This is a genomic window from Paenibacillus sp. sgz302148 (assembly GCF_056120465.1).
On the sequence record NZ_JBVYOJ010000017.1, the window covers coordinates 25,182 to 37,907 of the forward strand.

The 12,726-nt window shown below is 56.9% G+C and carries 11 protein-coding genes; 2 read left to right on the top strand and 9 right to left on the bottom strand.

Going from position 1 to position 12,726, the window contains the following annotated elements:
• Positions 1–78: 78 nt before the first annotated feature.
• From AC0LWM_RS23155 to AC0LWM_RS23165, 3 genes are all read right to left on the bottom strand, one after another.
• Complete coding sequence (locus AC0LWM_RS23155; RefSeq protein ID WP_474677374.1) at positions 79–876, bottom strand: VOC family protein; 798 nt, start codon at positions 874–876, stop codon at positions 79–81.
• A gap of 92 nt (positions 877–968) precedes the next feature.
• Complete coding sequence (locus tag AC0LWM_RS23160; protein ID WP_474677375.1) at positions 969–2,981, bottom strand: GTP-binding protein; 2,013 nt, start codon at positions 2,979–2,981, stop codon at positions 969–971.
• Positions 2,982–3,163: 182 nt separating this feature from the next.
• Positions 3,164–4,057, bottom strand: a complete 894-nt coding sequence (locus AC0LWM_RS23165; RefSeq protein WP_474677376.1) for a DMT family transporter — start codon at positions 4,055–4,057, stop codon at positions 3,164–3,166.
• Positions 4,058–4,201: 144 nt separating this feature from the next.
• Here AC0LWM_RS23165 and AC0LWM_RS23170 point away from each other — a divergent pair, with 144 nt between their 5' ends.
• Positions 4,202–5,116 (top strand): LysR family transcriptional regulator, encoded by a 915-nt coding sequence (locus tag AC0LWM_RS23170; protein WP_474677377.1) that lies wholly within the window; start codon positions 4,202–4,204, stop codon positions 5,114–5,116.
• A 329-nt stretch (positions 5,117–5,445) separates the two neighbouring features.
• On the opposite strand, the gene AC0LWM_RS23175 is transcribed toward AC0LWM_RS23170, so the two are convergent.
• From AC0LWM_RS23175 to serC, 5 genes are all read right to left on the bottom strand, one after another.
• Positions 5,446–6,132 (bottom strand): YggS family pyridoxal phosphate-dependent enzyme, encoded by a 687-nt coding sequence (locus tag AC0LWM_RS23175; protein WP_474677378.1) that lies wholly within the window; start codon positions 6,130–6,132, stop codon positions 5,446–5,448.
• 229 nt (positions 6,133–6,361) lie between these two features.
• Positions 6,362–7,243: a pyridoxal 5'-phosphate synthase lyase subunit PdxS gene (pdxS, locus tag AC0LWM_RS23180; protein ID WP_474677379.1), complete on the bottom strand. Its 882-nt coding sequence runs from the start codon at positions 7,241–7,243 to the stop codon at positions 6,362–6,364.
• A gap of 62 nt (positions 7,244–7,305) precedes the next feature.
• Positions 7,306–8,031 carry a type 1 glutamine amidotransferase gene (locus tag AC0LWM_RS23185; protein WP_474677380.1) on the bottom strand — a complete coding sequence of 242 codons (726 nt, stop codon included), beginning with the start codon at positions 8,029–8,031 and terminating at the stop codon, positions 7,306–7,308.
• A 41-nt stretch (positions 8,032–8,072) separates the two neighbouring features.
• Complete coding sequence (locus AC0LWM_RS23190; RefSeq protein WP_474677381.1) at positions 8,073–8,756, bottom strand: MOSC domain-containing protein; 684 nt, start codon at positions 8,754–8,756, stop codon at positions 8,073–8,075.
• A gap of 38 nt (positions 8,757–8,794) precedes the next feature.
• Positions 8,795–9,895: a 3-phosphoserine/phosphohydroxythreonine transaminase gene (gene serC, locus AC0LWM_RS23195; RefSeq protein ID WP_474677382.1), complete on the bottom strand. Its 1,101-nt coding sequence runs from the start codon at positions 9,893–9,895 to the stop codon at positions 8,795–8,797.
• A 230-nt stretch (positions 9,896–10,125) separates the two neighbouring features.
• On the opposite strand from serC, the gene AC0LWM_RS23200 reads away from it, so the two are divergent.
• On the top strand, positions 10,126–11,034 hold the full coding sequence (locus AC0LWM_RS23200; RefSeq protein WP_474677383.1) for a LysR family transcriptional regulator: 909 nt from the start codon (positions 10,126–10,128) through the stop codon (positions 11,032–11,034).
• Positions 11,035–11,523: 489 nt separating this feature from the next.
• Here AC0LWM_RS23200 and argD read toward each other — a convergent pair whose 3' ends face one another.
• On the bottom strand, positions 11,524–12,717 hold the full coding sequence (argD, locus tag AC0LWM_RS23205) for an acetylornithine transaminase (RefSeq protein ID WP_474677495.1): 1,194 nt from the start codon (positions 12,715–12,717) through the stop codon (positions 11,524–11,526).
• Positions 12,718–12,726 lie beyond the last annotated feature (9 nt).

Below are 12,726 nucleotides of genomic sequence, written 5' to 3' on the forward strand. Positions count from 1 at the left end.
TTCCTCCTCGCATACAACTTGGATAATTATACCACATACCAACTATAAAGGAAACATGTGTTCCCTAATGTTACGGTCTTAGACGGTCGCAGCCGCCCATTCCTTCACGCCGGAAACAACTAGAAGCCCGTGCCCGTCGGGATCAATCAGCCTGCTATAAGCAAACGCCCCTTCCTCCGCCGATGCCATCGATGGAATGCCGTTCCGGTCGAGCACGCTGCGCGTCGCTTCTAAGTCCGAGGCAAAAAAGCTGAAGTAGCTCCGTCCCGCATCTCCAAGCGAACTCGTGCCGACCTCGTCCGTTTGCAGCAGCGTGATCAGATTGTCCTTGCCGTTTACGCCCAGATCGGCTCCTGTCCCCCAATGGTGGTAAAGCGTCAGCCCCAATCCCTTCTCATACCACTCGAGCGAACGCTGCAAATCCCGCACCGGAATGAACACCGCGCCGACACGGTCGAACAGGCGAGGCTCCTCTTGCTCCGCTTTGTAGAAGGGCGAGCCCTCTTTCTCATAACATACGCCAAGCCAGTTTCCGTCGGGGTCGGTTAACTCGCAGCAGTAGATGTACTCGTTCTCCATCCTATCCGACACCGGAACGCCGGCTTCCCTCAACTTGGCGCACGTTCGCTCAAAATGGAGCGTGTGCAAATTGTAGTAGGGCGCTTTATGTTTTTCGTCGATGTAGCGGATCGGTTGAAAATGTTTCGTTTCCACCAGCGTCAGCTTCGTCTTCCCTTCGCATACCTGAAACGACGCCAAGCCGCTACCCTCGGAAGGAAGCGGCTTAAGCTGCAACCGGTTTTCGTACCACGCGGCGGATGTTTTCACATCGGACACGGGCACAAAAATGCTGTCGATACGCTCGAATAACGGCATAGAAAGCAAATCTCCTCTCTTGTGAAGCTTTGTGTTCTACGGTATTAACGCAACCAAGCGTAAAAACTGTACGGTCGATTTAAAAATATTTTTTAAAATTTCTGGCTGAGCGCATTGCGCACGGCCAAAATATATTTCGCCTGATCGAGCGGATTGACGCCGCGGCGCTGCCGCTCCACGTGAACGTCCGGCGGACATTCACGGTAGCCGTCGAAAAACGTGGATAGCGTGCCCCTCCCCTTCGTCATCGAGCCAAGCCGCGCCGGGAAATCCAGCGTCGTCGCGACAGGCAGCACGCCTTCGATCTCCATCCGCTCGCCCCGGGCGACCGGCGCCTCGAATTGGCCTCGCATGAGCACGAGCTCGTTCATCAGCTTGCCGCCGTATTCCTCGGGAACGGACAAACGGAACCGCAGCATCGGCTCGAGCAGCTTCGTGCCTGTATTAGCGAGGCCATCCATGATGCCCATCGGCGTAGCGACGACGAAGTCGAGTGGGTGCGTATGCCACACGTGATGCTCCCCTTCGACCAAGGTGACGCGCAGATCGGTGACCTCCCAGCCGAGCAGTCCTTGCTGCAGCGCTTCCGGCACGCGGCGCGCCACCTCGTTCTGGTAGCTCTCCAGCAGCCTATCCACCTTAGCGGTCGAAGCGTACACAAGCCCGCTGCCCCGCTCGCCCGGCTCGATCCGGAAACGCAGCACCGCCCAGCAAGGCTTCGGCATCGTATACGCGACGAAGCCTTCTCCCGCCTTGGCCGGCGTTTCCTTATAGATGACGGACGGCTCGCCGAATGTCACGTCAAGGCCAAACCGGCTTCGCAGCATATGCGTGAGCACCTCCATCTGGATCGGCCCCATCACCTTCAGATGCAGCTCCCGCTCATCCTGCAGCCATTGCAGGTCGAGCAGCGGATCCTCGTCGGCCAGCTCCCCGAACGCCGCCACGACGGCCGGGTAATCCGCCTCGCTCTGCCAGCGCACCTGCACGGTCAGCAGCGGCACTGCAAGCCGTGTTTCGCCCGGCACGCCTTCCGGCAAACCGAGGACGTCACCGATACGCGCCCGGCTCAAGCCGTAAACGGCAGCGATGTCCCCGGCTTTCAGCACGCCGATGTCCTCGGTCTTCTGCCCGTGCACCCGGCGGATTTGCGTCACTTTATCCTGCACGTCCCAGGTATAGTTCAGCACGGTGTCCCGATTGCGGAGAACGCCGTTGTACAGTCGCACGTAAGCGATTTTGCCCATGGTCGGATCCTTCTCCATCTTGAATACGACGCCCGACAAAGGCGCCACCTCCGAGCCCCCGGCCGGCGGCATCAAGCGCACGACCGCATCGAGCAGCTCCGGCACGCCGATGCCGCGGGCTGATGCGCCGAACAATACGGGGAACAGCTCCCCGCCATGTGCGCCGCCGATTAGACCGGAGATGAGCTCCACGAAAGAAAGCCCGTCGTTCTCCAAGTAAGACGTCATCAGCTCGTCATTCTGCTCGGCTACCGTCGCCATGAGCAGCTCTCGGTAAAACGCCGCGTCCTCGGGGAAAGCAACGGAACTCGCCACGGCATCAACGAGCAAATCTGTCGTGCCGGCGAAATCGCTCTCCGCGCCAAGCGGCGCTTGAATCGGTACCGCCTGCCTGGAAAGCAGACGATGGATTTGCCCGAGCACCGCCCTGCCGTCGGCACCGATGCGGTCCATTTTATTGATATAGATGAGCGTCGGAGTGCCAAGCTCCCGCAAAGCTTGCCAGATCACTTCGGTTTGCGCCTGCACGCCTTCCACCGCCGATACGATCAGAATGGCGCCGTCCATCACCCTTAGCGAACGCTCCACCTCGGACAGGAAATCGACGTGTCCCGGCGTATCGACCAAGTTGACGGGCGTCTCTTTCCATGTCAGCCGCGTCACCGCCGCCCGCACGGATATGCCCCGCTCCCGTTCCACTTCGAGCCAATCGGTCTGCGCCGTGCCGGAATCGACACTGCCTAACGCGCGAATATGTCCGCTAATATATAACATTTGCTCCGTCGTTGTTGTTTTCCCAGCGTCGACATGGGCGAAAATGCCCACATTGCGCAGCTGCTCATGCTGAAGCTCGTTCATGGTGTTCCCGTTCTCCTCTATGGTCCGTTGATACGTTCATTATACATTGGACGCACCAACCTGCCATAGTTGGTTTTCGAACGGGACGATTCAATTGTCCGTTTGTACCGACGTATTTTGCGGACAAAAAAAAAGAACTTCCGTCATTGAAGTTCTTTTTCCGCTCCGGCAATCCCTAGCAATTAAGAGGGCGCGAGCTGTTTATCCTGGATGTGGCTCCGCTTGACTGCCCGCTGAGCCATTCCGTTGACCAGTACAATCCCGGCGCAGATCAGCGCCCCTCCCGCCGCGGTGTACCACGTAATCGTCTCGCCTAACAAAAACCAACTGGAGATGACGGCGAACAGCGGCACCAGAAACAAAAATGCGCTTGTTTTCGCCGGATCCCCTTTGCTCAGCACATAGTACCAGACGGCGAACTGAACAATGGAACACATCACAGCCAGCCATATGACGATGAGCAGCGAAGCGCCTGTAAAAATAAAATGCGGATGCTCGGTCAGCAAGCTAAGCGCAAGCAGCGCAAGCCCTCCGGCCAGCATCTGATAAGCGGCCATCACGATCATGTCGAATCCGGCGCCCCACCGTTTTACCAGCAGCGTCGATATGGCGAAGCAGGCCGCTCCGGCAATACTGATGAAGGTGCCCGGATTCAGCGTAAGGTGCAGGCCGAAGCTGACCGCCACGCCGGCGAAACCTAGCGCTACGCCGAACCATTGCTGCCAGCGGTACGCGGCACCCAAAAACAGCGAGCTGAGTATGATGACGATTAGCGGATTCGAGCTCGTGAGGATCGCCGTTTCGCCCGAGGTGATCCAATACATGCTGTAATAGCCGCACCCCATCACGCCGGCCGATTGAAACAAACCAAGCACCGTCACTTGAAACCACTGCTTGCCGCGCGGTTGCTGTCTTTTGCGCAGGAACAGGGCGAGCAGCGCCCCCGCTGCGATAAACCGGATGCTCATCAGGAAAAAGGGCGGCGCGTATTCCATCCCCATTTTGCCGATGGGAAACGCAATGCCCATCAGAAAAGTCGATAACAGCACCAACACGACATAGACATATTTGTTCATGGTCCCCAGCTCCTCTGTATCTCTTTGTTTGATACGCCTTATTGTAATCGCGCTTTGTTTTCAAGTAAAATGATTGATATCGATAACTTTCATCATTAATTGTGATACCAAAGAGAATCATTAGATACAGAAAGGATGATGGCCATGGAAAGCGGAGATTTGCGCGTGTTTCAAACGGTGGCCCGCGAGGGCTCGATTACGAAAGCGGCCACCAGGCTGAATTACGTCCAGTCGAACGTCACCGCCCGAATACAACAGCTCGAATCGGAGCTGGGCACCGTGTTGTTCCTGCGGCACAACCGGGGGATGACGCTCACCGGAAGCGGCAGAACGCTGCTCGATTATGCGGACAAAATTCTCGGTTTGCTGGACGAAGCCGGCAAAGCCGTCTGCGCGTCAACGGCACCGCGTGGCAGGCTGACGATCGGCTCGATGCAGACGGCTGCGGCCGTTCGGATGCCGAAGCTGCTCGCTGCCTACCACCGGCAGTTCCCCGATGTGCAGCTGGGGTTATCGACCGGGCAATCGCAGCTGCTCATGGAGAAGGTGCTGCATTACGAGCTGGACGGCGCTTTTGTCGGTTACGGCAATTCGCATCCCGAGCTGGCATCGACTACCGCGTTTGAGGAGGAACTCGTCCTTGTCTCCTCGCCATCCATCGACGATACGGAGGTCGCGGTAACGAAACCGCTTCTCGTGTATAATATCGGCTGCTATTACCGCAGCGTGCTGGAGCAATGGCTGCAGTCGGTCGGCTTGACGGAGCCGCTCGTCATGGAGTTCGGAACGATCGAGGCGATTCTTGGCGGCGTTGCGGCGAATCTCGGCGTTTCGCTGCTGCCAAGGACCGTTATCTCGAAATCGGCGGCGGAAGGACTCGTTCGAATTCACGAAATTCCTGCCGCCTACAGCCGGGTGAACACGTATTTTGTTTGGCGCAACGATGCCTTCGTCAGCAGCGCGCTGCAAGCTTTTATCGATATGGTGTCGGCCGACGGGCATTTATCCGAAAAAACAAAAGACACGTACCCTTGCGGTCGTGTCGAAAGTGTAAGCTGAGCTTTTTGAAAATATTATGCCGTTTCATCGCCCAGCCCCCCTTGTGAAATAACGGGAAAGACGCAGTTATTACGTAAGGAGTACAGGGCTTGGACGAAATAAATGGAAAACCTGTATTTAAAATATTCGTTTTTCTCCCATTGCCTTAAAATCGATTGAAATAGATTCAGGTTTTCCATTTAATCGGTCAAATAAAGGCCAGAGGGGACCAAATTAACGACAGGTTTTACAGTTGTTACGCGGGAACTCCAACGCCAGCAGTCGGCATACCGAGAACCAGGGAAACGGGGAGCTGGACGCGAAAAGCAAACTTCACTTCGAATAAGCTCCTAATACGACCTTCCTACGAGAACCGAACCAAGTCGCACCCAGGTCGCGCCTTCCTCGATCGCAACCTCGTAGTCGTTCGACATCCCCATGGACAGGTGCGGGACGGGGTACGGAAAAATCAGGTGATCGTTCAACTCATCCCGTAATTGCCGCAACCCTCGGAACACCGGTCTTGTCGCCTCGGCGTCCGCTTCGAGCGGCGCCATCGTCATCAGCCCGACAACCCGGATATGCTGCATTCGGGCGACTTCCCGGGCAAATGCGAGCAGCTCCTCCGGCGCAACCCCCTGCTTGCTGCCTTCCCCCGAAACATTAACCTGCAGGAAGCATTTGACGGCGATACCGAGGCGGGCCGCTTTTTTCTCGATTTCCTGGGCCAGCGACATGCGGTCCAACGAATGAATATAATCGAATTTGCCGACGATGTCCTTTACTTTGTTCGTTTGCAAGTGGCCGATAAAATGCCAGGTCCCTCCGGGATGCAACGCTTCCCACTTCACCTGGGCATCCTGCGCCCGGCTTTCGCCGATATGGGCCACGCCAAGCCGAAGCACACGCTCGGTTGTCTCCAGCGTCGTATACTTCGTGACGGCGATGATTTCTACGTCCTCGTCGCTTCTTCCGCTTCGCCGGCAAGCTTCATGAATGCGGCGCTCGATCTCCGCGAGCCGTTCCTGTAAATCCATTGAGCAATCCCCCGCCTGTCTTCATTTCGCAAATTCATTGTGCGGCGAACCGCATACGCTATGCCTTATACAGCCCCGCAACTTGCAATGCAGCGGCCACGCATCGCTAGCGGCCACTTACGCCGCAACGGTTATATGCCGCCGATATGGAACTACGCACTGCGCAACAGCTTCGATAAATCCCATGGCGGCAACGCATTTAGCTGCTACATCGAGCAACGCCTTCCGGTTATATTCCCCGCTCCTGCATCCGTTCGCCCGATTGCAGCTGAGAAATCTCGATGCCTTTCATCGGCGTTCCGAGGTTTTTCGAGACGTTCGCGATCAGCGCATAGTCCGTAAAGTGGGTCGTCGCTTCGACGATCGCGCGGGCGAACTTTTCCGGTTGATCGGACTTGAAAATGCCCGACCCGACAAAAACGCCGTCCGCCCCCAAATGCATCATGAGCGCGGCATCGGCCGGCGTAGCCACGCCTCCGGCGGCGAAATTGACGACAGGCAGCCTGCCCGTCTCCTTCACCTGCAGCATCAATTCGTACGGAGCGCCGAGCTGCTTGGCTTCAGCCATCAGTTCGTCCTTGCTCATGCTTTGCACTTTGCGGATTTGCCCGAGCATCATGCGCATATGGCGCACCGCTTCTACGATATTGCCCGTTCCCGGTTCCCCTTTGGTGCGGATCATGGCCGCTCCTTCGCCAATTCGGCGCAGAGCCTCGCCTAAATCGCGCGCACCGCATACGAACGGAACGGTGAAAGCCTGCTTGTCGATATGGAATATATCGTCGGCCGGCGTCAGCACCTCGCTTTCGTCGATGTAGTCGACGCCGAGCGCCTCGAGCACGCGCGCTTCCGTGTAATGGCCGATGCGCGCTTTGGCCATGACGGGAATCGAGACGACGCGCATGACCTGCTCCACGATGACCGGATCGGCCATCCGTGCCACTCCACCCGCCGCGCGGATATCCGCCGGCACCCGCTCCAGCGCCATGACCGCGGTCGCTCCCGCGGCTTCGGCGATTTTCGCCTGCTCGGCGTTCATGACGTCCATGATGACGCCGCCTTTTTGCATTTCGGCCATTCCTTGTTTAACTCGGTTCGTTCCGATTTCCATTTTGATTCCTCCTGAAAGTTTTGTGGAGCTTCGAAAGCAATCACTTAGTTTTGTGAAGGTTACTATTGCCCCGCCGCTTGGTCCGCCGTCAGAAAGCTCCTTTCAAAAGCATCAAGCAAAGCGAACAAAATCAGCTTCGCATGGGCCATATACTCATGTTGGCCGAGCATTTGCTCCGGCTTCTGGATGTACGCGCCTTCCTCCAATTCGCCGGCGCAGTGGTCGAGCAGTCTCTTGATGCCCGTCTGCTTCGTTTCCAAATGAAACTGCAGCCCGACGGCGTGGCCTTCATACTCGAAAGCTTGGTTGAGGCATGCCCGGCTGAAGCCGATTGTCCTCGCGGCAGAAGGCAGCCGGAACGTATCCCCGTGCCAGTGGAACGGGACGAATACGTCGTGAAAATCGCGAAAAAATTTCGACGATCGGGCCCCGTCCGACAGCTTGACCGGAAACCAGCCGATCTCCTTGAATTCGTTGCGCGACACCCGGCCGCCGATCGCTTCCGCCAGCAGCTGCGCACCCAGGCAAATGCCAAGTACGAGCTTTTTTTGCCGCAGCGCTTCCCGAATCCATTGTTTTTCCTGAACGAGCCATGGGTAGGCCTCTTCGTCGTACGTGCTCATCGGACCGCCGAGAACGATCAGCATGTCGAATTCGGATAGCTGCGGAAACCGCGGCTCCTTTTCGAACATGAACGTGCCGGTGAGGCCGTGCCCTTGCTTTTTCGCCCAATCGTCGATGTTTTCGAGTCCTTCGAACGGAACGTGCTGAATATAATGAATTCTCATGCTTTCTCACCTCCCGGATTAACACTTCCCAACGCCTGCCGTTACTTGTTGCCGGTTAACCTTTCCTTCGTATCCGTTTCGGCGCCTTCGAGCCGCTTCGTAAACGTCCGCCTCCAATTGACCGACAGCTCGTCGACTTCGAGCAGCTTGCGGTTGCCTTCGGCGTTGTTTTTGTCGCGATGCATGATGTGGTTGGCATATTCGACCGTAACGGCTTTCGGATGGTGCGCGATCCGCTGCAATCCGTCGTTTTTGGAGACGAGCCCTTCCTTCAGCACCCGAAAATAAAAGCCGGTATACCCGGTCTCCTGTACCTTGAGCAGCAGCTCGGGACGGCCGTACCTTACCGTCAGCTTGTAGCACGGCTGCCGTGGCTGGCTCACCTGCACGATCGCTTCGCCCAGCCGAAACGTATCGCCGATGCAGACGTCCGTCTCCACAAGTCCGCGCGTCGTCAAATTTTCGCCGAATGCGCCGTATTCCAGGTTGGTGCCGAGCTCCCGCTCCCAGAATGGATAATGCTCGTACGGATAAACGCATACCGCCTTCTCCACGCCGCCGTGGTAAACAAGGTCCGCTTGCCCGTCCCCCTCGAAATTGACCCGGCTTAAAAACAACGGCCGATCGATCGGAAGCTTGAATATGCCCGTGGACACTTCTTTGTCTTGAAACTGCACCTGCTGCGGCTTGCCTACATTCATCGAAAGGATGTCGGCTTGCGCCATGAAAGATCACCTGCCTTTTATCGTGACAAATTGCCTCTTTAACCGAACTTTTTCCGAAAATCTCGCATAAAACCGGCGAGCGCCCTGCACTGCTCTTCCGTTACCGCATTGTAAAGCGACGCCCGCAAATGGCCGGCATCGCGGTGTCCTTTAAGCCCGACGAACCCGTTTCGTTCCGCTTCCAGCAAAAATCTCTGTTCCAGCTCTTCGGCATGCGCGATGCGGAACGTCACGTTCATTTTCGATCGGCTCCCCTTATGGGCTAACCCGTCATAGAAGCCCCCGCTCTCGTCGATGGCGCCGTAGACCAGGTCGGCTTTGCGGCGGTTCCGCCGCTCCATGCCCGCCACTCCGCCGTTTTGGCTGATCCATTGCAGCACCAGATGGACGACGTACACGGAAAATACCGGCGGCGTGTGATAAAGCGAGCGATTGTCCGCATGCACCCGAAAATTCATAATGTCCGGAAGACGGCCTGCGCCAAGGTTCGGGATGCCGTCCAGCACATCGCGCCGGACGATCACGACGGTGACGCCGGAAGGGCCGAGATTTTTTTGGGCACCTGCGTAAATGAGCGAAAACTTCGAGACATCGATCGTCCGGGACAAAATATCGCTCGACATATCGGCAACCCAATGTGCTTCGCCCGGAGCGACGAAATCATCGAATTGAACGCCTGCGATCGTTTCGTTCGAGGTCAAATGCACGTATGCCGTTCCGGGACGGATTTCCACCGCGCGCAAATCAGGCACCTTTCGGAACCGCTCGGCTTCCGAGCTTGCCGCAATGTACGTTTGGCCGACCTTGCCCGCTTCCGCTGCCGCTTTGCCCGACCAGCTGCCGCTGTGCACGTAACCGGCCAGGCGGCCCGGAGCGAGCAAATTCATCGGCACCATCGCGAATTGCGTGCTGGCCCCACCCTGCAGGAACAACACTTCGTACTCGGAAGGAATGTTCATGAGCTCCTTCATGAGCCGCTGCGTTTCGCCGTTAATGTGCTCGTATTCCTTGCTCCGATGCGAAATTTCGAGAATCGACAGCCCTGTGCCTTGCAAATCCAGGAGCTCCTCGCGCACCTGCTGCATCACTTCCGGAGGCAAACCCGCCGGTCCCGCATTAAAATTGTAAACTTGTTTCAAGCGCGCACCTCCCCGGGAGATTTCGTAAGAAAAGCTTCTATTCGAAGCCTTTTCCACGATGATTGACCCTGCGTAATTTGAAGCTTTTCTTGAAATATCAGAAATGTTCAGCTCCGCTGAAAAATGATATTATAATAAATATGTTATGATCTTCTTAAAAACATTATCGTTTGCCTATCATTCGTTGTCACCTAACATTCATCGATCACCCTTGAAGGAGGGGTTCTCATATGGAACTCAAGCAACTGGAATATTTCATGGCCGTATGCCGCGAGCTGCATTTTACCCGCGCCGCGGAAAAGATGGGCATCGCCCAACCCTCGCTCAGCCAGCAAATTCGTCTGCTCGAGCACGAAATCGGCACGCCGCTGTTCGATCGCGTCGGCAAGCGCACCGTCATGACCGAGGCGGGCAAAACATTGCTGCACCACTGCTACAACGTATTTCACGAGCTGTCGCAAGCACGTGCCGCGATCAGCGAGCTGCAGGGGCTGCAGCGGGGCTCGCTCAAGATCGGCGCATTGCTGACGGTCGTCAATTATTTGCTGCCAAAGGCCGTCATCGCGTTTCACCGCAGCTATCCTGGCGTCGAGCTTTCGGTTCTCGGCCTGCGCACCGGCGATATATACGATAAGCTGCTGCAAAACGAGCTTGATCTGGGCATCGTCTTTTTGCCGATGGAGCACGAGGATCTGGAAAGCATCCCGCTGTATAAAGACAATTTGGCGCTTGCCGCTCCTGTAGACCACCCGGTCGCCAAGGAGGCGTTCGTGACGCTGAATATTTTGCGCGAAACCCCGTCGGTGCTGCTGCCCGCTCCGTATCATCTGCGCCAGCTGATCAACGACCAGTGCCGCGCGCTCGACTTCACGCCGCAGCCGGTGCTGGAAATGACGACGATGGAGTCGATTATCAACATGGTGAGCAAGGGCGTCGGCGTAACGATTTTGCCGAAAGCTTACCTGGACTACATCAACAACCCGGCGATCGCCACGGTGCCAATCCAGAAGCCGGCGCTTACGACGCAGATCGGCGTTGTCTACCGCAAAAACAAATATTTGTGCGCGGCGAGCCGCGTTTTTATGGAGCAGCTGATCGCTACCGTCAAAAGCGACGGGTTCAAGCAAGGGAACGGCTGACGGCCGAAGCCGTTAGCTGGCAGGGACGTCTTCAGCCTTGGCTGGCCGATTGGGTCCAGAAGATCGCCTAATACGCCTATGACGGTCCCGCTTTTTGGCCTGGACCGGGGCTTCGTGCTCGACTCGCCGTACGGGTTGATGATAGGTTTACCATGAATAGTCGCACGAAGCGAATTAGCACCATCCGGGTTTTCAACATAAGGGTCTGTAGACTCGACCTCTTTCAATGTCATTGCAACACATACATACAAAACATGCAGTTATTTTCGCCGGTTTCGCCAGTTTTTGAACAAATAAATGGAAAACATGCATCTATTCGAGCCAGTTTGCGACTTCTGGAGAAAAAGGGGCATTTTTAACTACATCTTTTCCAGTTAAATGTCTCCGAAGTGATACCCCGTCCTATATTAACTACATATTTTCCCGTTATTTCTCCCGGGGGGGGCCGACAAAGCTATGATTAGTCGAATGAAACTACCCGGCAAGACTCTAATCGAAGCAAGCCGTCCGCTCGACCTGCGCCAGCACCGCCGCCAAAATATCGGCGGCCCGGTCCGCTTCCTCCTCGGTCACATAGAGGCTCGGCATGACGCGGATGACGTGTGTGCCGCCTGGCAGCACCAGCAGGCCTTGCTTGTGCAGCTCCGCAATGATCGGCGCCACCGGCATGGTGCATTCGATGCCGATGAGCAGCCCCACCCCGCGGATGCACTGCACGACGTCGTTCAGCACGAGCCGGCTCGTCAGCCGCTGCATGACGTACGCGCCCATCCGCTCGGCGCGTTCGGGCAAGCGCTCCTCCAGCATCGTCTCCAGCGTCGCCAAGCCGGCTGCGGTGGCGAGCGGAGCGCCGCCGAACGTCGAGGCGTGGCTGCCCGCGGACAAGGCGTCCCGCAGCTTGGCCCGCCCCAGCATCGCGCCGATCGGGAAGCCGCTGGCCAGCCCCTTGGCGAGCGTCACGATGTCCGGCTCGATGCCGTAATGCTCGTAGGCGAACAGCTTGCCCGTCCGTCCGACACCCGTCTGCACCTCGTCGACGATCAGCAGCAATCCCTGCCGCTTGCACAAGTCGGCCAACTCCTTCACGAAGCCGGGATCGGCCGGATGCACCCCGCTTTCTCCTTGCACGAGCTCCAGCATGACTGCCGCGGTCCGCTCAGTGATTGTATCTTTCACCGACTGAATGTCGTTGTAGCGCGCATACGCGAACCCTTCCGGCAGCGGAAGGAAGCCGTCCTTCACCTTATCCTGCCCGGTTGCGGTTAACGTGGCGAGCGTGCGCCCATGGAACGATTTTTCGAACGTGATGATCTCGTATTTGCCGTTCCCGAGCACCCGCTGGTGGTACCGCCTTGCGCATTTGATCGCCGCTTCGTTCGCCTCCGCGCCGCTGTTGCAAAAAAACACGAGATCCGCGCAGCTATGCCGGACAAGCAGCTTCGCCAACTTTTCCTGATTCGGAATCGGAAACAGGTTGGAGACATGCCACAATTGCCCCAGTTGCTCCTCAATCCGCCGCTTCACTTTCCCCGGCACATGGCCGAGGTTGCACACCGCCAGTCCCGACATAAAATCAAGGTACTCCTTGCCCTGATCGTCCCATAACCGGTTGCCTTCCCCGCGGACAAGGTTAATAGGATTCCTCGTATACGTCGGAAACAAGGCGCTATCCCCCATCACCATACCGTTCAT

Excerpts from the sequence above, each read along its gene's own strand:
- AC0LWM_RS23200 (WP_474677383.1), top strand. The coding sequence starts at position 10,126 with ATGGAACTCAAGCAACTGGAATATTTCATGGCCGTATGCCGCGAGCTG.
- AC0LWM_RS23170 (WP_474677377.1), top strand. The coding sequence starts at position 4,202 with ATGGAAAGCGGAGATTTGCGCGTGTTTCAAACGGTGGCCCGCGAGGGC.
- AC0LWM_RS23160 (WP_474677375.1), bottom strand. The coding sequence starts at position 2,981 with ATGAACGAGCTTCAGCATGAGCAGCTGCGCAATGTGGGCATTTTCGCC.
- AC0LWM_RS23185 (WP_474677380.1), bottom strand. The coding sequence starts at position 8,031 with ATGAGAATTCATTATATTCAGCACGTTCCGTTCGAAGGACTCGAAAAC.
- AC0LWM_RS23165 (WP_474677376.1), bottom strand. The coding sequence starts at position 4,057 with ATGAACAAATATGTCTATGTCGTGTTGGTGCTGTTATCGACTTTTCTG.
- AC0LWM_RS23190 (WP_474677381.1), bottom strand. The coding sequence starts at position 8,756 with ATGGCGCAAGCCGACATCCTTTCGATGAATGTAGGCAAGCCGCAGCAG.
- AC0LWM_RS23175 (WP_474677378.1), bottom strand. The coding sequence starts at position 6,132 with ATGGATTTACAGGAACGGCTCGCGGAGATCGAGCGCCGCATTCATGAA.
- argD (WP_474677495.1), bottom strand. The coding sequence starts at position 12,717 with ATGGTGATGGGGGATAGCGCCTTGTTTCCGACGTATACGAGGAATCCT.
- pdxS (WP_474677379.1), bottom strand. The coding sequence starts at position 7,243 with ATGGAAATCGGAACGAACCGAGTTAAACAAGGAATGGCCGAAATGCAA.
- AC0LWM_RS23155 (WP_474677374.1), bottom strand. The coding sequence starts at position 876 with ATGCCGTTATTCGAGCGTATCGACAGCATTTTTGTGCCCGTGTCCGAT.